The organism is Paenibacillus hubeiensis, from assembly GCF_032334105.1.
Classification (GTDB): Bacteria; Bacillota; Bacilli; order Paenibacillales; family Paenibacillaceae; genus Paenibacillus; species Paenibacillus hubeiensis.
Genome location: NZ_JAVYAE020000001.1, coordinates 766,579 through 787,860 on the forward strand (window position 1 = coordinate 766,579; position 21,282 = coordinate 787,860).

The window sequence follows — 21,282 nt, forward strand, 5'->3', positions numbered from 1 at the left end:
GCATAGCCGGGATCCATTGTTTTCTTAACCGAACCTTCCGGATATATAATCCTCGGTCCGGGAGTCCTGCGGCGTGGAGAACAGCGTCTCCGTATCCGCAGCCTCAACGACTTCGCCATTCAGGAAGAACACCGTGCGTCCGGACACGCGCGCGGCCTGATGCATGTTGTGCGTGACCATGACGATCGTGAATTTGGTGTGCAGCTCCTTGACCAACTCCTCGATCTTCAGCGTGGAAATCGGATCCAGCGCCGAAGTCGCCTCGTCCATCAGCAGCACGTCCGGCTGCACGGCAAGCGCGCGCGCTATGCAGAGACGCTGCTGCTGCCCGCCCGACAGACTGAGCGCGGACTTTTTAAGCACGTCCTTCACTTCGTCCCACAGGGCTGCGTGAGCAAGGCTTTGTTCCACGATCTGATCCAGCTCGGCCTTTTGCGTGACCCCATGAAGTCGCGGTCCGTAAGCGACATTGTCATAAATGGATTTCGGGAAAGGGTTCGGTTGCTGAAAGACCATGCCCACACGTTTACGCAGCGTCTCCACTTCAATCTCGTTGCCGTAGATATCCGATCCGTCCAGCAGCACTTGTCCTTCCACGCGCACGCCTGGAATCATGTCGTTCATGCGATTCAGCGTGCGCAGCAATGTGGATTTGCCGCAGCCTGACGGCCCGATGAATGCGGTGACGGTCCGCTCCGGCAAATCCATCGATATATTTTTAAGCGCGTGATGCGTATCATAGTACAGGTTCAGTCCTTCGATATGAATGAGATCCTTCATGGATGTTCACTTCTCCTTCGTTTCAGGGGCAAGCTGCTGTCCCTTACGTTGAGACCGGGCCCATTAATGCCAATCCAACATGTCCGGCCATCTTTAACATCCTACCTTTTGATTGTAAAACCAGTATCATTTTCATGTTAACGGAATGTAAAAAGACATCCTTTCACGACCATGATGCTGCGCCATCATGATGCGAAACGATGCCTGAGCAGGCTAGGCCGGGGTATTCCCGGAAACCATGTCATTTAATTTGTTTCGGATATAATCCGCGACTTCTCCCGACCGCTTGCCTTCCTCGCCGATCTCTTCCGCAATCCGGGACATTCCCGAAACCGCGTTGTTCAATTCCCTGAAAGCGGTCTCCCCTTCCGTAACATAGCCCAAGCTGCCCTCGATCTCGGCCGCGCTTGCGCGCACCAGCTCAACGGTCTGCCGGGTCAATTCGCCGATGCCTTCAAGCAATCCCGACATGTTCTGCGCCACCTCGCGGGTTTGCTTGGCCAAAGCCCGGATTTCACTGGCGACCACTTGGAAACCGCGTCCGTATTCCCCGGCATGCGCCGCTTCAATCGAAGCATTCATCGCCAGAAGCCCGCTTTGGTCTGCCAGCGACCGGATCGATCCGGCCATGCTGGAGCCTGTCTCAATCGATGCCAGCATGTCTTCGGCATGTTCACGCTGTGCGAGCATGTGCCGATTCACCCGGTGATAGGAAGCTTCGACCTGCATCAGGCTCTGCTCCCCTTGCTCCGACAACGAGAGGATCCGTTTAGCTTCCTTCTGGGTCTGGCTGGCGCCTAGAACAAGTCCGGTAATCGATTCGTGAATCCGGGACATTTCCTGCCGGCTCTCCGTGATCGTGGCCGTTCGTTCTTCGCTGGCCTTGTGCTGCAAGTTTCGGGAAAGGGTCATCACGTCCCTCACCGTCAACACGCCGACCAATCGGTCTTCTTCGGTGACGATCAGGCAGTCGTAGAAATGCTGCTCCGTGCGCGAAAGCGCAATATCGATCATGTGTTTGGCATCGGCATGCACATCGACGATGACAGGAGAAGAATCGGCTACTTTCATCAGCGGTTTGTCGTAGAACAGATCGGCGGCAAAACGGCCGTTCAATAGGCGATATAACGTTTCTCTCATCACCATGCCTACAGGCTGCATAAGGTCGTCGCACAATAGAATGCAGGGATTGTCCTTGTCATGGTTCAACATGTTAGCTGCTTCGCCGCAGGTGGTATGTATTCCGACTATAGGGACTTGACGGCAATAGTCCCGGATCAACAAGCGCTTCTTCGGACCGGATTCCGGCTGTTCCTTCGGAACGTCGGCAACAACATCGGCACTTGCGGTTACAGATTCCCGCACAAGCGCTGCATCCTCGGCTTGCTCAGGCCTCGCTTCAAGCAACATAGGCATAAATGCTCAATCTCCTTTACGTATGAGCTGCTTCATAAGTCTATTAATAGGACCTAAGTATTACTCAGACAGTATCATGCTACCCCTTCTGAGTAAAGGAAGCTTTTTCTTTTTGTGAATGGAACGTAAAAATATTGTGACAAAATAAAACTCCCCAATCATTGTCAGCTCGAATGATGGGGAGTTTTTCTTTTGACAACCAATTTATAGCCCACGCCACGAATGGAATCGATATGCACCGATTCGGGATCGAGCTCGAGTTTTTTGCGCAATGAACTGACGTGAACGTCGACCGTCCGCTGCCCGCCGATATAATCGAAGCCCCAGACTGCATTCATCAAATCGTCGCGGGTAAGCACCACGCCCGGCTTTTTCGCCAGATAGAGCAATACTTCGAATTCTTTGGGACGCAAGCTGATGGATTGGCCGCCCAGCGTTACCTCGTATTTTAAAGGGTAGATTTCCAACTCGCCGAGCACGATGCGCGACCCGTCTTTATCCTCCTGCTGCGGCAAGTCCTCGCCGCTTGAAGATCTGCGGAGTACGGCGTCCACCCTGGCAAGCAGTTCGGAAACCCCGAACGGCTTCGTGATGTAGTCGTCTGCGCCGGATTTCAACCCTTGCACGACTTCCGCTTCTCCGTTCTTGGCCGTCAAAATGATCACCGGCGTGGTTACGCCTTGGGATCTGAGCTTGTTCAGGATGTCCAGGCCATTCATTCCCGGCAGCATCAAATCAAGCAAAATCAGATCGAATTCCTGCGATACCGCGCGGTCATATCCCGCCGAGCCGTGATCTTCGGCCGTCACGTCATAACCTTCCTGCGTCAGGTTGTACGTAAGCAATCTTGATAATGTAGGTTCATCTTCGATAACGAGCAAACGCTGTGCCATGATACCCCTTCTCTCCTTATAGGTTGTCTGTTGCCACAACACTTTTTTAATCATAGCACCCTTTTGTTAACGCTGTGTAAAGTGAGCACATCCTTTTTACATTTCGCTTCCAAACGAGCTACACCGTTTCTTCCTGAATTAATGGAAGGATGACACGGAACGTGGATCCCATGCCAAGCTCGCTCTCTACGGACAGTTTGCCATGATGCAATTCCACGAGATGTTTAACGATGGACAAACCAAGGCCCGTGCCGCCCGAATTGCGGGAACGTCCTTTATCGACCCGGTAAAACCGTTCGAAAATGCGCGGCAAATCCTTTTTGGGGATGCCGATCCCCGTATCGGACACCGCAAAGACGACCTCTTCCCGCTCCCCGTCGTTTTCAACGGTAACCTGTACTTTGACCCGTCCGCCCTCAGGCGTGTAGTTGATGCCATTGGACAGCAGATTGATGAAAATCTGTTTCATCTTGTCTTCGTCGGCTTCGATGTACAATTCCTCGGGTACGATCATCTGCAAACGGATCTGCTTTTTCTCGGCCACCTTCGACAAGGTTTCCAGCACCATCTCCAAGAAGGAATGGACATGGACCGGAGAACACTCCAGCGGAGCCCGTTTGGATTCGATTTTGGACAACTCGAGAATGTCTCCGATCAAACGGTTCAACCGGTCTCCTTCATCGTAAATGATCTGCAAAAAGGAACGCTCCGTCTCCTTGTCCTGAACCCCGCCGCTTAGCAGCGTTTCTGCAAATCCTTTCACCGCGGCGACAGGCGTTTTCAGCTCATGCGAGACGTTGGCTACGAATTCGCTCCGCATTTTTTCCAGCCGCCGGATGGCGGTAACGTCCTGCAGCAGGAAAAGCATGCCGCGGTATCCTCCGTCATTTTCGGACATCGTCACCCCGTCGATGCGCAGCAGATGCTGTTCAGGATTATAAATGCTCACTTCCTCCGACATCCGTTCGCGCAGTTCAACGCTTTCCTCGATCGTGTGAGTCAGCTCGTAATGCCGCTTGAGCTCCGTATAAGGTTTGCCCGTCACGCGCGCGGCCTGAATGCCGAGCATGCGCTCCGCTTCGCGATTCACAAGCGCTATCGACTGGCCTGCATCGATCATAATGATGCCCCCGGTCATGTTAGCCAGAACGCTTTGCAGCAGCGCCTCGTTATCCCGGATCGTTTTCAGCTGCGTTTGCAGGCTGTCGGCCATGCCGTTAATGGCCAAACCAAGCTGGCCAATCTCGTCCCGGCGGGTTACTTTAACTCTCGCATCGTAGTCCAGCTTGCTGATCCGATGGGCCACCTTGGTAATATGCTCAATCGGGGACGTCAGCCCACGAGCTACCCGATAGCTGACCAGCGCAACAACGACGAACAACACGCCCAAAGCAATGAACATGATGATCCATCCCCGCTGCAGTCCCTGATTGACAGCCTCAAGGCTCATGGACAAGCGAATGAATCCGTCGAATTTGCCGTTCGGCATTTCGATCATGTCGCTTTGCGCGGAATTCACGGGTAACGCCACATACAGCATGTCTTCGCCCAATGTTTCGCTGTATCGAATGGACCTCCCGTATCCCGTTTCTGCGGCTCCCTTGATTTCTTCCCGGTTTAAGTGGTTATCCATCGTCCCCGGATCACTTTCCGAATCGCCGATCACAACGCCATCCTTATTGATAAACGTGACGCGGGAATCCGTCAGACGTTCCAGCTCCGACGCCCTTTCCGAGTAGTACTTTTGGGTGGCGAGCGATGAAGGATCGGTTGCATCATGAAAAGGAAACGTAGCTTTAAGCAAATTGATCTCGCGGATCATCGTTTGCTCCAATACTTCGATATGCGTTGTTTTGAATACTCTGCCCATCGTGATTCCCGCCACGATGACGGACACGCCGATGAGGGCCATCATGATGATGGAAAGCCGGTTGCGAAACGTTCTCATGGATCTCTTCCTTTGGTTATATAATCAATTCAATGAATCCGTCTGGTCAGCAGCGAGTTCGATGCGGTCCCCCCGCGTGCCCGGCATGGAAATAACCAGAAATTCCACGTCTTCGCTGCTTCGATTCTGCATTTGATGAGGCTTGCCCGGCGGGATTTCAATGCCTTCCTGTGCCTCCAGGATCATGTCTTCACCATCAAGCTCCATGCAGGCTTCTCCGCTCAGCACAAAGAAAAATTGGCGGCTGATGTTATGAACATGGCGAACCTCCGCCGTATGGGCAGGCATCCGTTCATGAATGATGCTTAATCCCTCATGCTGCATAAGGTGCCATCCATCGCAATTCGTTCCCCAGATATAATGCGGCGCATACTGTTTGCTGATTTTCAACGTTGTTCCCCCCTGTATGTATAAAACGTTCACTACATCATATCACAGGGCTTGTTCGGATTCATACGAGTACAGATCAATTCAACTATATCATGTACAAGTCCGTTAAAATCGCTGATTATGTAAAATAGGAAATAACTATTTTTGTTCGATCACGCCTTCATCCTGTTCAAAATAAAAAACGCACTGCCCGACAAGCCGGCACAGTGCGTCTTCATCATACCCTTGTTTCTATCCATTCACGACTTCGCCGCCATTAATATGCATGACTTGCCCGCTGACGTATGAAGAATCGTCTGAAGCAAGATAAACATAAGCAGGAGCGAGCTCTTCCGGCTGGCCCGGTCTCTTCATCGGCTGCGTCGATCCAAATTCGCTGACTTTTTGCGCATCGAACGTGGACGGAATCAACGGTGTCCAGATCGGACCTGGTGCTACCGCATTTACCCGAATCCCTTTCTCCACCACATTCATGGACAATGACCGCGTGAACGAAGTGATGGCCCCTTTGGTCGAGGAGTAGTCGATGAGCGTCGGGTTGCCCCGATAGGCCGTAATCGATGTCGTGTTAATGATCGAGCTGCCTTTTTTCAAGTGCGGCATCGCCGCCTGCGTCAAATAAAACATGCCGAAAATATTGGTGCGAAACGTGCGCTCCAGCTGTTCCGGCGTAATGTCTTCAATGTTTTGCTGCGGGTGCTGTTCGGCCGCGTTGTTCACAACGATGTCCAGCTTGCCCAGTTCCTTGACCGTCTGTTCCACCGCTTTTTTGGCAAAGGACACATCGCCGATATCGCCGGCAATCAGAATGCATTTGCGTCCTTCCTGCTCCACCTGGCGTTTCGTCTCCTCGGCATCCTGATGCTCATTCAGGTACACGATGGCAACATCGGCGCCTTCCTTCGCATAAGTGACGGCCACTGCACGTCCAATGCCGCTGTCTCCTCCGGTAATTAAAGCTACCTTGTCCAGCAGTTTATCGGCCGCCTTATATTTCGTCTTCTCGAATTCCGGTTTGGGATTCATTTTCGATTCAATGCCTGGCTGCTGATTTTGATGCTGTGGCGGCAGCGTTTGTTTGGATGGGGTTGTCGTTGACATCTCGCATTCTCCCTTCAAAATGGTGTTCTTGCACGTCTCCATGTGTAGGATGGCATGAACCCTGCATATTATTCCTTTCCAAGGTCCATTTCACCAATCAAATAGCCTGTCGGCTCATCATTTTATTACCACTCTGCTCATGAATTAAACGACAAATAACAACCTCCCGCGGGGTTTACATCGAAAGCGAGTCGAAATATACACATTTCGATCCAAAAAAGAAAGCTTAAGTCACGATTTGTATTCCACAAGCCGGATGGGCTGATGTACAATGTACATTATGCATGGCTGTCCAAAGCTTATTCATAAGGCTTCTTAAAACACTGATCGAAGAACAGGGGAAGTGAACATGGAAGAATCGCACATTAATGCTTATATAACCCTGGTAACAACTTCTGCTGTCCTTAACGTGTTTTTGTGCCTGTATACCTATTTTCGCAGAGCGGAGATTCCCAGCGCAAAAACGTTTATTCTCTACACGGCGGCACTATCGGTCTACGCCTTTGGTTACGCCATCGGACTGGCCAGCAATACGCTGGAACAGATGAAATTTTGGACGGTCGTGGAATATATGGGCATGCCTTTCTCGGCCTCCCTCGGCCTGCTGCTCATGATTCAATATACGGGCAGGTTCCTGTCCCGCAAAATGATAACCGCATTGTTCGTAATCCCTTCCGTAACGTTGATTATGGTGGCCACGAACGATGTTCATCATCTGTTTTACAAAAAAGTGTGGCTGCGTGAAAACAGCACCGTGCCCGTCATGGAAATCGCCGCAGGACAATGGTATGTCGTTCACGGCGCCTTCACCTTTTCCTGCCTGCTGTGCGCCTGCCTCATCCTGATTGCCCAATGGAGACACACCAAAGAAACGTATCGCCGGCAGCTGTTTACGCTGATTACTTCCCAATTGATCCCGATGGTCGGGGCTTTTGTGTACTTGCTCGGGCTGACTCCCGGCGGCATGGACCCTGTGCCCGTTCTGATGTGTATTACCTCTGCCATGTATATCTGGGCGATCCTGTCATCCCGTCTCCTGACGATCGTACCGATCGCCAAAGACAGCATCTTCGAAAGCATGCGAGAGGGCGTTATCGTGCTGGATAGCTCCAATCGGCTGGTCGATTACAACAAAGCCTTGCAGCTTATGCTGCCTGAGCTCGACATGGGCATGATCGGTCAAAAAATGGATGACATTTGGATCAACCTGTCTGGGAACCCTTTCCCGCTCGGTAATGACAAAGAGGGGCTGCAGCAGGACTTGTATTGGCAACTGCACGGTCAAACGGTCTGTTATCAGGTCCGTACGTCTTATGTCCACAATAAGGGCGGTCAGACCGTGGGCAGCCTCATCATGCTCATTGACATCACCGAACAGCGCTTTTTGCAGGAACAGCTGAAGCAGCTTGCCTATTTCGACGGGTTGACCAAAATATACAATCGAACCCAATTTCTGCATCATGCGCGAAAACTGCTCACGAACGCTTTAGCGAATGGGCAGCCCCTATCCTTGATTTTGTTCGATATCGATCATTTTAAACGGATCAACGACACCTACGGACATGAGACAGGCGACAAAGCGATCGTGCACGTCGTTTCAATCTGCAACCGTTACCTCGGACAGGATATGCTGTTTGCGCGTTACGGCGGCGAAGAATTTGTCATTGCCCTCCCCGAGATGACGCTGGCGGAAGGCAAACAACTGGCCGAACAACTGCGCATGGCTTTGCTGGAACACCCTATGGAGTGGGATGGGACAAACATCACCATTACGTCCAGCTTCGGCATAACGTCCTGCCATAATCCATCGGATTCGCTGGAATCGCTGCTGCGTGATGCCGATCATGCGTTATATCAATCCAAACGGAACGGACGCAACACCGTCTTTGCTTTTACGGCAAACCCTGCCTGAAAGAACGATGAATTCGGAATAAGGGTGGACAACAACCTGTCGTTATGATCTCCAGGATGCTGAGCACTGTCCGAACAACGCAAAAAAACAAGACAGAGTAAAGGCTGTCTTGTTTTTTTTGCGTTTCCTTTTGAAATCCACTTTTGAGCAGGACAGCTTGTCCTGGCCCTGAGTTACCAGCATGATGCAAACGCTTCAATCTTCGCTCGAATCCTACATTCCTCAAGCCGTAAGACGGCTTAGATCACGCCGGGGTTTACCATCAGATAAACCATGACGAGCAAAAACACGGCCAGCAATGCGCTGAATGTACTGATTTTGCTCTGGTACGAACGGACATCCTGATTGCTCCTCGCGCCTTCTGCCGCGAGTCGCAGCGGTTTGCCCATAATGCCACCGATCGCCGCAATGGCCAGCAGCAAAAGAACAACAATGGTCATCCATAGATGGGAGTACTCCCCTTTGGTCATGAGGTAACCCCCGGTAAGCAGTTGAATGATCAGACCATATTGAGCCACTTTGTTCAGCGAACGGAGTGTTGTGAACGTTCCCTCCTGCGCAGCAGAGCTCAGCGTGCGAATTTTACCAACCACAAACGGCAAGATTAAATAGAACCCCATAGACAGCGCTCCGACAATATGGAGCAAATACATCACCATACCCAAACCCTTCATCCTCCTCAATAAGCAATGTGTGCTATTCATCACATCCCATTATACTGGTGAAGTTATCCAAAGAAAAGAAAACCTCCGGAATCTCCGAAGGTTTCTTGATTGCTGTTTGGGAAATGTTCAAATTTAAAGGTTCACGACTGAAATGACATTGCGAACAGCTTCGGCGGATTTGTCCAAAGCCGCTTTCTCGTCTTCCGTCAACTCCAGTTCAAACACCTTTTCAATGCCGTCGCCGCCCAGGATGGTTGGTACGCCCAAGAACAAATCATTGTAGCCGTACTCGCCTTCCAAGTATGCAATAACCGGAATTATTCGTTTCTTATCCTTCAAAATCGCCTCGGCCATCTGCACGAGAGAGGCTGCCGGGGCGTAATAGGCGCTGCCGTTGCCCAGCAGATTGACGATTTCGCCGCCGCCCACGCGCGTGCGCTGAACGATCGCTTCGATGCGGTCCGCAGGAATCAACGTATCGATCGGAATGCCGCCGACGCTGGAATATCTCACCAGAGGCACCATGTCATCTCCATGTCCGCCAAGGACGAAACCGCGAACGTCTTCTACCGATACATTCAGCTCCTGAGCGATAAATGTGCAGTAACGGGCCGTATCAAGCACGCCGGATTGGCCGATAACCCGGTTTTTCGGGAAACCTAAAGTCTGGTACGCCGCGTAGGTCATCGCATCTACCGGATTGCTCAAAATGATGACAATGGAATCAGGGCAATGCACCTTCACATTTTCACAAACGGACTTTACGATGCCTGCATTCGTGTTGACCAGATCATCGCGGCTCATGCCCGGTTTGCGGGCAATGCCGGCCGTGATGATGACGATATCGGAACCAGCAGCATCCTCATAGCTGGAAGTACCGATGATATTGCTGTCAAACCCTTGAACCGGACTCGCTTCCAACATGTCAAGCGCTTTGCCTTTTGTCGGGTTCTCCAATTGCGGAATATCTACCAGTACGACGTCCCCAAGTTCTTTTTGGGCAAGCATCAGAGCGGTCGTGGCTCCGGTAAACCCGGCGCCGACAACGGTGATTTTTTTGCGCTGGATCGTCAACGTGATCGTCTCCCTTTACAGGTTATTAATGATTTGGTCGGCAAACTCGGAGCATTTCACTTCGGTTGCGCCTTCCATCAAACGTGCAAAGTCATAAGTAACCGTTTTGTTGTTGATGGCAGTTTCCATGCCTTTGTAAATGAGGTCAGCCGCTTCTTGCCAGCCAAGATGCTCAAGCAGCATCACGCCGGACAAAATAACCGAGCCTGGGTTTACCACGTCTTTGTCCGCATACTTCGGTGCAGTACCGTGAGTTGCTTCGAAGATCGCGTGGCCAGTCACATAGTTGATGTTTGCGCCCGGAGCAATACCGATTCCGCCAACTTGCGCAGCCAGTGCATCGGACAGGTAGTCACCGTTCAGGTTCAATGTCGCAATGACGTCAAACTCGGCTGGGCGAGTCAGGACTTGCTGCAAAGCGATGTCGGCGATGGCATCTTTGATGATGATTTTGCCTGCATCTTCTGCCGCTTTTTGCGCTGCGTTTGCAGCATCCGTGCCTTGCTCATCCTTGATTTTGTCGTATTGAGCCCAAGTGAACACTTTATCGCCGAATTCCTCTTCAGCTACTTCGTATCCCCAGTTTTTGAAAGCACCTTCGGTGAATTTCATGATGTTGCCTTTGTGTACCAACGTTACGCTCTTGCGGTTGTGGTCGATGGCGTATTGCACTGCCGCACGTACCAAACGTTTGGAGCCTTCGGAAGATACAGGCTTGATGCCGATCCCGGAAGTTTCAGGGAAACGGATTTTGTTGACGCCCATTTCCTGCTGCAGGAACTGGATCACTTTTTTCACTTCTTCGGAACCTTCCGCATACTCGATTCCTGCGTAGATGTCCTCGGTGTTTTCGCGGAAAATGACCATATCTACCAGGTCAGGACGCTTTACCGGGGATGGAACGCCGTTGAAGTAACGTACAGGACGCAGGCAAACATACAGGTCGAGTTCCTGACGCAGCGCAACGTTCAGGGAACGGATGCCGCCGCCGATCGGTGTTGTCAGAGGTCCTTTGATCGCTACAATGTACTCACGGATTGCTTCAAGTGTATCGTTTGGAAGCCATTCTCCGTATGTATTGAATGCTTTCTCTCCGGCAAATACTTCGTACCATGCAATCTTTTTGCTGCCGCCGTAAGCTTTGTCCACAGCCGCATCCAGAACGCGCTTGGACGCTTTCCAGATGTCACGGCCCGTGCCGTCGCCTTCGATGAATGGAATAATCGGGTTATTAGGCACTTGCAATGCGCCGTTATCAATCTGAATTTTTTCTCCTTCAGTTGGATGAGCAAATTTTTCTAATTTCATGGTCACAAATTCCTCCCTAAGTGTAATAATATCCCCGGCATATACATGCCGTGCTTGTACTTATGTTGAAGGAGGGGAGCCCATGCATGGCTCTTCAACCCGGTATGAGCAGCCCCTTCGCCTCATCGTTGTTTATTATACTGGTTTTTCCATCAATTAGCGAAACCCAATCGCAACGTACTTCTGCTCAGCAGGTCCCGTATACTCCGCGCGTGGACGAATGATCCGGTTATCGGAAAGCTGCTCCAAGATGTGAGCTGTCCAGCCCGATACGCGGCTAATGGCAAAAATCGGCGTGAACAATTCGTGATCGATGCCCAGTTGTGTGTACACTGATGCGGAATAGAAATCCACGTTTGGTTTCAGTCCCTTTTGGCCAGTAACCATCTCTTCGATTTTGACGGACATTTCGTAAAGACGAGTATCGTTGTTCATCTCCCCGAGCTCTCTGGACATCTTTTGCAGATGTTTGGCCCGTGGATCGCCGTTTTTGTAAACGCGGTGTCCGAAACCCATGATCTTCTCGCGGTTGTTGAGCTTCTCCTGAATGAAGGATTCCAAACGATCCGGCGTACCGATTTCGTTCAGCATCTTCATCACCGCTTCGTTCGCGCCGCCGTGCAACGGACCTTTCAGCGCTCCGATGGCAGAAGTAACGCCGGAGTAAATATCAGACAAAGTCGCTACCGTTACGCGGGCAGCAAATGTCGACGCGTTCAACTCGTGATCGGCATGAAGGACGAGTGCCTGGTCGAACGCTTTAACAGCCGTTTCGGACGGCTCCTCGCCTGTCAGCATATACAAGAAGTTTTCCGCAATGGAAGCGCCTTCTTTTGGAGACACGGGGTCTTTGCCTTGACGTATACGGGCTATCGCTGCAACGATGGTAGGCAATTGCGCTTGCAGTTTGACTGCCTTGTTCTCATTGGCCTCGGCCGTCATTTCGTCTGCCTGACTGTCATAAAGGCCCAATGCCGAGATCGCGGAACGAAGTGCCGCCATCGTGTTCATGCTTTTTGGATACAGCCGAATTTGCGCAATCAATTCGTCGGGGATCGCCGCATACTCGCTCAGGCTGTTCTTCAGGGTTTCCAGTTCATTAGCGTTTGGAAGTTTGCCGAACCACAACAGGTAGGCCACTTCTTCGAAGCTTGCATGCTCAGCCAAATCGTCAATATTGTAACCGCGATACGTGAGCACGCCGTCCACAATGGAACTGATCGAAGAGGTCGCCGCAACGATGCCTTCCAAGCCTTTGGTAGCTGTCATATTACATCTCTCCTTTTAATAAGCGAAATAAGAAAAACAACTATCGTCGTACTTGCAGAGAAGCCAGACCGGGTCTGGCAGGAGTGGTTCTCGCGCATGAGGTCGTTCTGCTCAGATCAGACATCTCCGATCCATGAGTTCACAGGCAACGGCCAAGCATCAACAAACTTTTGAAAACATTTACATTAAATAAGTTGGTAAAATTTCCAAATTACGCAATTCTTATCTGTCAATCGTCATTTCCTTATAACATCATACTGGATTTTGTCGTTTATGTGAACATCGTCAAGTATCATTAGGGCATTAAACTTCTTTATCACACTGATAATCATTTGGCTGTTGCAATCGGTTTCAATATGTGTCTTATCGTTTCTTTTCATTGATGCAACAGGTTCTTCCAGTATTTGTTGTGCCATTGTATTTCTATATGTTTTGGCCTGTTTTAGCCGGATTATAGGTGGTTTTCTAGATGAAAAACACTAGAATTTGCGGGTTCTTGTCTCCTGCTTTTTTGGTGCGCAATCACTGATTTTATTTTAAAAAATTCCGAATTATATAACATAAATCCTTGATATTAACTGCTGCTGCCAAATCCATTTGGATGGCTCCCATTTGAACGCTAACCAACAAACCGATAAAACCCATGGAAATTGGAGCATAACAAAAAGCCTCTGTCCATGTTGGCAGAGACTTTTTGCTCAGTGCATATAACTAATTTTTGTTAGCTTCAATTCGGGCGCGCTTCCTGTACGACCTTCTTCTTACTAAGGATCCCCATGAACCCTGCTACAATAAAGAGTACTCCTGATAATATGTAGAACATAGAAATACTGATAAACCCGGCAACCCCACTAACAAGCATCAACCAGCCAGCCAGCTTTGGTTTGCTTTTGGTGAACGCTGCCCCTACAATTCCTAAAATGCTGAACAGAAGTGCTGAAATTGCAAGCCCTGTCACGCTGGATGTTCCGCTTTCGGAAAATGCCGCATCGATTCCTCCGATCATCAAAGCGACAATCGATGCAATAATACCGAATATACCGGCAATCAAGCCCATTGCGAACAATGTTTTCTCCTCCTACTATATAGTAATTAAGACTTAAGTATAATATCACAACTTTGCTTTAGAATGTATGTTTTTTCTAAAATTATATAAAAAAATACCTAGGTCTACTAGACTATAGCCATCGCACAATTACACAACATGAAGGATTTACATTGATTATATTTAATTGTACGTATACAAATCTGAGAATTCTTCCGTTTCCCATTGCTATGTTTCTTCCTGATCTGGCATACTCTAGGAAGCAGGAAAAGAATGGAGCTGATCGATCGGTAACCTCGTATTCCGTTTTCTCTTGCCTCCCATGCAGTCTACGAAAGTCTGATGCTTGCCCATTCGGAAGGAGACGTGATTGTGGACAGAATTGTAGCGAAACGACTGCTCCGCGGCCTGTGGGTCATTATTGCGACCCTCTTGGCTGCCGTGTCCATCTATCTGCTGTTCCCGCTTTTGTACCCTTTCCTTATTGCCTGGCTCATCGCTTATGCCATGAACCCGCTTGTATCGGTGCTTCAGAGGAAAGTCCGTTTTCCCCGCTGGCTGGCCGCGACTTTTTCGCTCATTCTTTATTTCGGAGCCGTAATGGTCATCTTATCTGCCGCGGTCACCCGCATTGTGCGGGAGGTTATCTCGCTGACGGCAAGCTTTGACTTGCATATCGACGAACTCAGGGATGCATTGGTTCGCTGGACCCAAAGCGATACGATCCAGAACCTCATCGAGCAAATCAGCAGCTTTTACAGAGATAACCCCAACTATCGGGAAACCATCAACAACAATATCAGCAAAACGACGGAAACGGTCGGAACAGCCGTCACGGATCTCGTCACCGGTTTTTTCAACGGCATCGTAAACTTCCTGACCTCCTTGCCGAGTATGGGCGCAGTTTTCATTGTCATTTTGCTGGCCGCCTTCTTCATCAGCAAGAACTGGGCCAGACATGGCGATACCGTTTCACGCTGGGTTCCTGCGGCCATTCGCAGACCGATCGTTGACATCTGGAATGATTTGAGAAAGGCTTTGTTCGGTTACGTCCGTGCCCAGCTCATCATGATTTCCATTACGGCTCTGTTCGTGATGATCGGTTTGCTCGTCCTTCAGGTCAAATCCGCCTTTACCATTGCATTGATGATTGGACTTGTCGATCTGCTGCCTTACCTCGGCGTTGGTCTGGTCATGGTTCCGTGGGCGGCATATCTGCTTATGAACGGCGATCCCTATCTGGGCATCGGCATCGCCGTGATCTATTTGATCGTGCTCGTCGCCAGACAGATGATCGAACCGAAAGTGTTGGCCAGCAGCGTGGGATTGGACCCGCTCGCTACCCTTGTCGGCATGTTTGTCGGACTCAAGCTGTTTGGCGTGCTTGGGCTGATCATCGGCCCGGTCAGTCTGGTCATTCTTGATGCCTTCAACCGGGCCAACGTATTTCGTGATTTACGCAACTACGTTGTCAACGGGAAGGTTCGTTGAACGCAAAAGAGGCATCGCTTGCAGCGTATGCTGCAGCACGAAGCCTCTTTTCAATGAATACGCCAGTTCCGGACAACCTTCATGTCACCGTCGGCGGTAAAATGTGATGCTGCCGTTTTTCATTTTTTTCTCAAGCCACCCCAGGAAGAACAAGCGGTATACGGCGCGTGTTATCGGAAAGACAAGCGTGAACCCGATCAGATCCGTAACAAAACCGGGAATCAGCAAAAGAAAACCGCCAACGAACACCAACAGCCCATCCACCATTTTTCGGCCGGGCACCTGTCCGCGCTCCATTTCTGCTCTTGCGTCATAGAGCACTTTCCGTCCCTCAAATTGCAGCATGGCTATACCGATCAAGGACGTGAGAAGCATGAGCAGCAGCGTCTTTCCAGCCCCGATCCAGTCGCTCATAACAATAAAACCAAACAGTTCGATGACCGGAACAATCAATAATATGCCCCACATCCATCTTCGCATTGCGAATTACCCCTTTCCTGAAAGCCACACTTTCTCAAGCGCGCTGTAAAGCTCAGAGGCTGCCTTATCCAGCCTGACCGGCTTCCAGTCCCGGTTCACCCATACGTGCTGGGTAGCACCGGTAACCAAACGTTCTCCGGGAAGCGATTCCTCGGATGACCATACCCGCAGCTCGCCGTCAGCCTGACCGGGAGAGTCTGAAGTCATGCGTCTCACGTCATACTCGTAATTCAGGCGCAAGCCGCTAAACGCAGCAATTCGGGTAAAAATCATGATTTCATCATCATACCGGGCCGGCTTGTGATATTTTACATCCAATCCGGTGACGGGAAGCAGAAACCCCTGCTCCTCTATTTTACGATATGAATACCCCATTTGGCGAATCGTCTCGGTCCTGCCGATCTCAAACCAGTTCACGTAGTTCATATGGTACACGACCCCCATCTGGTCGCTCTCCTGATACCGAACGCGGAGCTTTGTCATGTACCAATTGCCATTGCCCGAATGCTGCATTGTCCCTGCCTCCTTTGATTCGAAATAAAAAGCAATGGGGCGCAAAACGCCCCATTGCTTCATGCTGCTTCGATGTTCTAACGAACCATTAAGCGTTGTTTGGAATTTGGCTAACTTTGATCAGGTTGGTGGAACCGGAGCGGCCCAGAGGTACACCCGCAGTGATGACAACCAGATCTCCTTCTTTGACAATGCCGGATTTCAGACCGCCTTCGATTGCGTTCTCGAACAAGGAATCCGTCGAATCGCAACGTCTGCCTTTCACCGGCGTAACGCCCCAAGCAAGCGCCAGGCGGCGGGAAGTTCTGTCTTCCGTTGTTACTGCGATGATCGGAGCTTCCGGACGGTATTTGGATACCATGCGAGCCGTATGGCCGGATTCCGTGGAAGTGATGATCGCTTTGGCGTTCAGGTCTTGAGCGGACAGCGCAACCGATTGGCTGATCGCTTCCGTAACCGTCGTTTGTTGAGCCACGCGTTGTTTCAGGTACAGCTCCTGGTAAGGAAGCGCAGATTCCGCTTTTTCGGCGATGCGGGACATCGTCAGAACGGATTCTACCGGATATTTACCGGCAGCCGTTTCGCCCGAAAGCATGATGGCATCCGTGCCGTCGAAAATCGCGTTCGCTACGTCGGAAGCTTCCGCACGAGTAGGACGCGGGTTGCGCTGCATGGAATCCAGCATTTGTGTTGCCGTAATAACCGGTTTGCCAGCAACGTTACATTTTTCGATCATGCGTTTTTGTACCAATGGCACTTCTTCCGCAGGAATTTCAACACCCAGGTCTCCACGGGCAACCATCAGGCCGTCGGACACTTCAAGGATTTCGTCCAGGTTGTCGACACCTTGTTGGTTCTCGATTTTGGAGATGATTTGAATATGGCCTGCATTGTGTTTTTCCAACAATTCGCGGATTTCCAGCACGTCGCTTGCTTTACGCACGAAAGAAGCCGCGATGAAATCGACGCCTTGTTCGATACCGAATACGATATCGTTCGCATCTTTTTCCGTAATACCCGGCAGAGAAATGGCAACGCCTGGAACGTTAACACCTTTTTTGCTTTTGATCGTACCGCCGTTAACGATGCGGCATTTGATCTCGGTGCCTTGTACTTCCACAACGGTAAGTCCGATCAGACCGTCGTCGATCAGAATGGTAGATCCCGGCGCTACATCTTTCGGGAGATCTGCATACGTAATGGAAATACGATCTTTGTTGCCCAGAATTTCTTCTGTTGTCAACGTGATGTACTCGTCCTGAACCAAATCGATCGATTCAACTTCGAGTTTACCTGTCCGAATTTCCGGTCCTTTGGTGTCCAGCAGAATAGCTACTGTTTTGTTCAATTCTTCGCTTGCTTGGCGAATGTTTTTGATCCGTCCGCCGTGCTCATCGAAATCACCGTGGGAGAAGTTCAGACGGGCTACATTCATGCCGGCCGTAATCAATTTCTTCGTGTTCTCCAGCGATTCGCTGGATGGTCCGATGGTACAAACGATTTTCGTTTTGCGCATTTTGGGTTTCCTCCGATTTTAAAGGTCTCTCTTTATCTGTTTTTTTCTTTTTCCAACTATTAAATTTACTACATTTTTGAGCATTTGTATAGGAATTTCGTCACATCATTCCGCATTTCCCGACAAATTTCTCACCGGTTCAGCTTCCACGGGCGGTTCGGAGGCCTCCGCTTCCGCTGGCTTTTCGAATGAAACGGATCCGATTTTGCGGAATTTTTCATAACGATCCTGTCTAAGCTGCTCCCCGCTCCAGCTGCCGATTTCGCCCAAATGACGAACAATGGCTTCGCGAATAACCTCCGCGGTTTCTTCGTAATTGCGATGGGCTCCTCCGCGCGGCTCGGGAACGATCTCCTCAATCACCTGCATGTCGAGCAGGTCGCTCGCGGTAATTTTCATCGCCTCTGCCGCCTGATCTGCCTTGGAAGCGTCCTTCCACAGAATCGACGCAGCGCCGTTCGGAGAAATGGCGGAATAGATGGCATGCTCAAGCATCAGCACGCGGTTGCCCACGGCAAAAGCCAGCGCACCGCCGCTGCCGCCTTCGCCAATTACCACAACGATGACGGGCACGGACAACTTGGCCATTTCCAGCAGGTTGCGGGCAATGGCTTCGGATTGGCCTCTCTCTTCTGCAGTATTACCCGGATACGCCCCTTTAGTATCAATAAACGTAATAATTGGGCGGCCGAATTTGTCCGCCTGTTTCATCAGGCGCAGCCCTTTCCGGAATCCCTCCGGATGCGCGCTCCCGAAAAAACGGGCGATGTTGTCTTTCGTATCCTTCCCCCGCTGTTGCCCGATCACGGTCACCGTTTGTCCGTTCAATCTGGCAAGGCCCCCTACGACGGCCAAATCGTCGCCGAACATGCGGTCCCCATGCAATTCTATGAAATCGGTGAAAACAAGCTGAATCAGGTCAAGAGCGGTCGGACGCTGCTGATGCCGCGCCAAATGCATTTTTTGTGCAGCCGTAATTCCGGAATAAATCTCCTCTTCCAAACGTTGATATCGCTCTTCCAGCCTGGCAATTTCCTCCGTAAAATCGATGCCTTTCTCCTGGCCGAACTGGATCAGTTCTTCAATCTTTTTGCGCATCTCAACCAGAGGCGCTTCATATGGCAACTCACCCGCCATTCAGACCCCTCCCTTTTCACTGTGCATATCCAGCAGTTTACCCAGCGTGGACCGCAATTCCTTGCGATGAACGACCAGGTCCAGCTGTCCATGCTGCTGATTGAACTCCGCAGTCTGAAAATCATCCGGCAGCTTCTGGCGGATCGTCTGCTCGATGACGATTCGGCCCGCAAAACCAAAGACGGCTCCCGGTTCTGCGATAATGATGTCGCCCAGGCTCGCAAAGCTTGCGGATACACCACCCGTCGTCGGGTCCGTAATGACCGATATATATAATCCGCCCTGTTCGTCAAGGCGTGACAGCGCCGCGCTTGTTTTCGCCATCTGCATCAAGCTGAGAATGCTTTCTTGCATCCGGGCACCGCCGGACGTGGAGAAAATGATCAACGGCAGACGTTTTTCCGTCGCTTTCTCGATCGCACGCGTAATTTTTTCACCCACTACCGAGCCCATGCTGCCTGTAAAAAAATCAAAGCTCATGACGGCAACGACGACAGGCAGTCCTTCGATGGTGCCTTCGCCGGTGATCACCGCTTCCTTCAGCCCAGACTTCAACCGCTGCTGCTCCAGTTTGGTGCTGTATCCCGGGAAGCCGAGCGGGTCTACCGATACCATGTCGGCATCGTATTCCACGAACCCCGTCTCATCGAGCACCATGGCAATGCGCTCCATCGCGTTCAAGCGCATATGGTAGCCGCATGCAGGGCAAACTTTCAAATTTTTCTCCAGTTCCTTGCTATATTGAATCGTGCCGCATTTGCTGCACTTGTTCATAAGCCCTTCGGGTATTTCACGTTTTGGGCGTTCCTCAGTTTCCTGGCCTTCGCCACGAACTGCACGCTCGGAAGGTATGGTAGCGTACTTCCGTTTCTTCTGGAATATATCTTTGAACACAACTACACCTCTCCAGCTGTTGATTTGATATCCGCAGCACACTCAGCCCATCACATTAATGCCTCAATAGTCTGAACGACTGCGGTAAACCGCTTACGAGCAGCACGGTGCCGCGGGGCTTGTCTCATCCGTCCACAACAAAACAATCCGCCGGCACGGGCAGCCACCAGCGGTCAGCATCATTACCGCCCTATGCTGCCGCAATCACCGAAAGATTGCCTGAGCGAATGCTTGAATCTGTGCTGGCGCAAGGGCACGGCATCACCGGTCCGATCTTGTCCTAACAAAAAAAGAAGGAAGGACAGCAGCATAACGATACGTGCAAGTCGATTCCTCTCTCTCCCTGTGCGGTCAATCCCTTATGTACCGGTTCATCGGTACTCCTTCATGCGCCAAGGCACGTCTTCTATTGAACGAATCAGGAATGCAGAATCGAGTTCAGCACTTCCTGAATCTCTTCCAACTCCCCAGAAGGGACGCGAATCTCGTATTGTTGCTTGGATACACTGATGGGACGGGTCTGTACCAGAAAACCTTCTTCCGAAAGCTTGGTTTTGATCTTGTCCGCAACCTTTGCTGTCGGTGCAATGTAAATCACCGTCCACATTCCTCGTCCGCCCCCTAAGCTAATGTTCAGAGCCCGTATATTGGACTAATGATAACATACCTCACTTTTTTTCTGCAAGGAAGGGTTCGGGACTGTACGGAAGAAATCTGCAATTTGAAGGACATTCGTCCTGTATTGCAACACGGACCGACCGGCTCATTTATCCTGAATTTTCCTGATGGGGAGCAGCCTTACCCGGCAGGGCAGCGCATGCCGCCCATGGCTGTTTTCAGAAATGCGGCAGATCCATGTTCATTCTCCTGCAGGATATTTTTTGGCCTTGACGTTGTTGTGGGCGATTCTTGCAGAGGCGGCCGCAGCCAGACCAGCGACAAGGTCGTCAAGAAAGACGTGGATGCCTGTACCATGCTCATTCAGATCCCGGATCACCCCGATTTTTTCTTTATCCAAATAACCAAAGCTGGTTAAACCAATCATGCCGAACACATGGGTAATGCCCAGGGCCAGAGTCTCGTCCACCCCGTACAGGGATTCGTCGGCTTCCATAATGGCCTGAAGCGGCTGGGGCAGCAAGCGTTTCTCCGCAAGCTCATCCAGCGCAATTCCCGTATATAGGGTATACTGCACTTCACGTTTATGCAGCACGGCCTTTACGCTGTTGACGCAATCGTCCATGGTCAGATCAGGATGATACCCGATTTGCAGCTGGTAAACAATTTTCGCAATGGAATCAAGCCCGACGCCCCGTCTGGACAGCATCGCTTCGACAATTTCATATGACATCATTTGGCCTCCCGTCTCGCTCCTCAAGGACCGTCAGGTTCTTTGGTGTTCTCAAGTGTATGCGGCAAGCCGGTGAAATGTTCATAAAAAATGCGACGA

General features: G+C 50.8%; 20 protein-coding genes. 2 read left to right on the top strand and 18 right to left on the bottom strand.

The genetic code is table 11. The features are described from left to right. Window positions 1-24: 24 nt before the first annotated feature. The 6 genes from pstB to RSX24_RS03710 all read right to left on the bottom strand — a co-directional run bounded on the left by pstB (window position 25) and on the right by RSX24_RS03710 (window position 6,528). Complete coding sequence (gene pstB / locus RSX24_RS03685) at window positions 25-780, bottom strand: phosphate ABC transporter ATP-binding protein PstB (protein ID WP_236421206.1); 756 nt, start codon at window positions 778-780, stop codon at window positions 25-27. A 213-nt stretch (window positions 781-993) separates the two neighbouring features. Next, the gene (locus tag RSX24_RS03690) at window positions 994-2,196 is read right to left on the bottom strand and encodes a methyl-accepting chemotaxis protein (RefSeq protein WP_343259721.1); all 1,203 of its coding nucleotides are present in this window, start codon (window positions 2,194-2,196) and stop codon (window positions 994-996) included. A 164-nt stretch (window positions 2,197-2,360) separates the two neighbouring features. After that, the gene (locus tag RSX24_RS03695) at window positions 2,361-3,089 is read right to left on the bottom strand and encodes a response regulator transcription factor (protein WP_236421204.1); all 729 of its coding nucleotides are present in this window, start codon (window positions 3,087-3,089) and stop codon (window positions 2,361-2,363) included. 118 nt (window positions 3,090-3,207) lie between these two features. Next, a complete protein-coding gene (gene pnpS, locus RSX24_RS03700; RefSeq protein WP_236421203.1) occupies window positions 3,208-5,037 on the bottom strand; it encodes a two-component system histidine kinase PnpS in 1,830 nt (609 codons plus the stop codon). Window positions 5,038-5,061: 24 nt separating this feature from the next. Continuing rightward, window positions 5,062-5,427, bottom strand: a complete 366-nt coding sequence (locus RSX24_RS03705; protein WP_343259722.1) for a cupin domain-containing protein — start codon at window positions 5,425-5,427, stop codon at window positions 5,062-5,064. 231 nt (window positions 5,428-5,658) lie between these two features. Further along, a complete protein-coding gene (locus RSX24_RS03710; RefSeq protein WP_236421201.1) occupies window positions 5,659-6,528 on the bottom strand; it encodes an SDR family oxidoreductase in 870 nt (289 codons plus the stop codon). A 349-nt stretch (window positions 6,529-6,877) separates the two neighbouring features. Here RSX24_RS03710 and RSX24_RS03715 point away from each other — a divergent pair, with 349 nt between their 5' ends. After that, on the top strand, window positions 6,878-8,440 hold the full coding sequence (locus tag RSX24_RS03715) for a histidine kinase N-terminal 7TM domain-containing diguanylate cyclase (protein WP_343259723.1): 1,563 nt from the start codon (window positions 6,878-6,880) through the stop codon (window positions 8,438-8,440). A gap of 239 nt (window positions 8,441-8,679) precedes the next feature. On the opposite strand, the gene RSX24_RS03720 is transcribed toward RSX24_RS03715, so the two are convergent. The 5 genes from RSX24_RS03720 to RSX24_RS03740 form a co-directional block, all read right to left on the bottom strand. Next, window positions 8,680-9,105, bottom strand: coding sequence for a hypothetical protein (locus RSX24_RS03720; RefSeq protein ID WP_236421199.1), 426 nt, complete (start codon window positions 9,103-9,105; stop codon window positions 8,680-8,682). A 132-nt stretch (window positions 9,106-9,237) separates the two neighbouring features. Beyond that, a complete protein-coding gene (mdh, locus tag RSX24_RS03725; RefSeq protein ID WP_236421198.1) occupies window positions 9,238-10,179 on the bottom strand; it encodes a malate dehydrogenase in 942 nt (313 codons plus the stop codon). Window positions 10,180-10,194: 15 nt separating this feature from the next. Continuing rightward, window positions 10,195-11,487, bottom strand: coding sequence for an NADP-dependent isocitrate dehydrogenase (gene icd, locus RSX24_RS03730; protein ID WP_236421197.1), 1,293 nt, complete (start codon window positions 11,485-11,487; stop codon window positions 10,195-10,197). Between the two features lie 156 nt (window positions 11,488-11,643). Next, complete coding sequence (gene citZ / locus RSX24_RS03735; RefSeq protein ID WP_236421196.1) at window positions 11,644-12,756, bottom strand: citrate synthase; 1,113 nt, start codon at window positions 12,754-12,756, stop codon at window positions 11,644-11,646. Window positions 12,757-13,483: 727 nt separating this feature from the next. Further along, window positions 13,484-13,822 (bottom strand): DUF4064 domain-containing protein, encoded by a 339-nt coding sequence (locus tag RSX24_RS03740; RefSeq protein WP_290371507.1) that lies wholly within the window; start codon window positions 13,820-13,822, stop codon window positions 13,484-13,486. A 351-nt stretch (window positions 13,823-14,173) separates the two neighbouring features. Here RSX24_RS03740 and ytvI point away from each other — a divergent pair, with 351 nt between their 5' ends. After that, window positions 14,174-15,292: a sporulation integral membrane protein YtvI gene (gene ytvI / locus RSX24_RS03745; RefSeq protein WP_236421195.1), complete on the top strand. Its 1,119-nt coding sequence runs from the start codon at window positions 14,174-14,176 to the stop codon at window positions 15,290-15,292. An 84-nt stretch (window positions 15,293-15,376) separates the two neighbouring features. Here the strand turns inward: ytvI and RSX24_RS03750 are convergent, their stop codons facing one another. From RSX24_RS03750 to RSX24_RS03780, 7 genes are all read right to left on the bottom strand, one after another. Next, window positions 15,377-15,772 carry an FxsA family protein gene (locus RSX24_RS03750; RefSeq protein WP_236421194.1) on the bottom strand — a complete coding sequence of 132 codons (396 nt, stop codon included), beginning with the start codon at window positions 15,770-15,772 and terminating at the stop codon, window positions 15,377-15,379. Between the two features lie 6 nt (window positions 15,773-15,778). Beyond that, window positions 15,779-16,285 (bottom strand): acyl-CoA thioesterase, encoded by a 507-nt coding sequence (locus RSX24_RS03755; RefSeq protein ID WP_236421193.1) that lies wholly within the window; start codon window positions 16,283-16,285, stop codon window positions 15,779-15,781. Between the two features lie 88 nt (window positions 16,286-16,373). Then, on the bottom strand, window positions 16,374-17,801 hold the full coding sequence (gene pyk, locus RSX24_RS03760) for a pyruvate kinase (protein WP_236421192.1): 1,428 nt from the start codon (window positions 17,799-17,801) through the stop codon (window positions 16,374-16,376). A gap of 105 nt (window positions 17,802-17,906) precedes the next feature. Then, window positions 17,907-18,938: an acetyl-CoA carboxylase carboxyltransferase subunit alpha gene (locus RSX24_RS03765; protein ID WP_343259724.1), complete on the bottom strand. Its 1,032-nt coding sequence runs from the start codon at window positions 18,936-18,938 to the stop codon at window positions 17,907-17,909. Then, window positions 18,939-19,832 (bottom strand): acetyl-CoA carboxylase, carboxyltransferase subunit beta, encoded by an 894-nt coding sequence (gene accD / locus RSX24_RS03770; RefSeq protein ID WP_236421190.1) that lies wholly within the window; start codon window positions 19,830-19,832, stop codon window positions 18,939-18,941. 418 nt (window positions 19,833-20,250) lie between these two features. Then, on the bottom strand, window positions 20,251-20,439 hold the full coding sequence (locus RSX24_RS03775) for a glutamate decarboxylase (protein ID WP_236421189.1): 189 nt from the start codon (window positions 20,437-20,439) through the stop codon (window positions 20,251-20,253). Window positions 20,440-20,691: 252 nt separating this feature from the next. Next, window positions 20,692-21,183: a phosphatidylglycerophosphatase A family protein gene (locus tag RSX24_RS03780; RefSeq protein WP_236421228.1), complete on the bottom strand. Its 492-nt coding sequence runs from the start codon at window positions 21,181-21,183 to the stop codon at window positions 20,692-20,694. Window positions 21,184-21,282: the final 99 nt, after the last annotated feature.

What these genes read in the sequence shown, in the direction of transcription:
- pstB (WP_236421206.1), bottom strand. Translation starts at nt 780, where the DNA reads ATGAAGGATCTCATTCATATCGAAGGACTGAACCTGTACTATGATACG.
- RSX24_RS03690 (WP_343259721.1), bottom strand. Translation starts at nt 2,196, where the DNA reads ATGCCTATGTTGCTTGAAGCGAGGCCTGAGCAAGCCGAGGATGCAGCG.
- RSX24_RS03695 (WP_236421204.1), bottom strand. Translation starts at nt 3,089, where the DNA reads ATGGCACAGCGTTTGCTCGTTATCGAAGATGAACCTACATTATCAAGA.
- pnpS (WP_236421203.1), bottom strand. Translation starts at nt 5,037, where the DNA reads ATGAGAACGTTTCGCAACCGGCTTTCCATCATCATGATGGCCCTCATC.
- RSX24_RS03710 (WP_236421201.1), bottom strand. Translation starts at nt 6,528, where the DNA reads ATGTCAACGACAACCCCATCCAAACAAACGCTGCCGCCACAGCATCAA.
- RSX24_RS03715 (WP_343259723.1), top strand. Translation starts at nt 6,878, where the DNA reads ATGGAAGAATCGCACATTAATGCTTATATAACCCTGGTAACAACTTCT.
- icd (WP_236421197.1), bottom strand. Translation starts at nt 11,487, where the DNA reads ATGAAATTAGAAAAATTTGCTCATCCAACTGAAGGAGAAAAAATTCAG.
- citZ (WP_236421196.1), bottom strand. Translation starts at nt 12,756, where the DNA reads ATGACAGCTACCAAAGGCTTGGAAGGCATCGTTGCGGCGACCTCTTCG.
- RSX24_RS03750 (WP_236421194.1), bottom strand. Translation starts at nt 15,772, where the DNA reads ATGCGAAGATGGATGTGGGGCATATTATTGATTGTTCCGGTCATCGAA.
- RSX24_RS03755 (WP_236421193.1), bottom strand. Translation starts at nt 16,285, where the DNA reads ATGCAGCATTCGGGCAATGGCAATTGGTACATGACAAAGCTCCGCGTT.
- pyk (WP_236421192.1), bottom strand. Translation starts at nt 17,801, where the DNA reads ATGCGCAAAACGAAAATCGTTTGTACCATCGGACCATCCAGCGAATCG.
- RSX24_RS03765 (WP_343259724.1), bottom strand. Translation starts at nt 18,938, where the DNA reads ATGGCGGGTGAGTTGCCATATGAAGCGCCTCTGGTTGAGATGCGCAAA.
- RSX24_RS03775 (WP_236421189.1), bottom strand. Translation starts at nt 20,439, where the DNA reads ATGTGGACGGTGATTTACATTGCACCGACAGCAAAGGTTGCGGACAAG.
- RSX24_RS03780 (WP_236421228.1), bottom strand. Translation starts at nt 21,183, where the DNA reads ATGTCATATGAAATTGTCGAAGCGATGCTGTCCAGACGGGGCGTCGGG.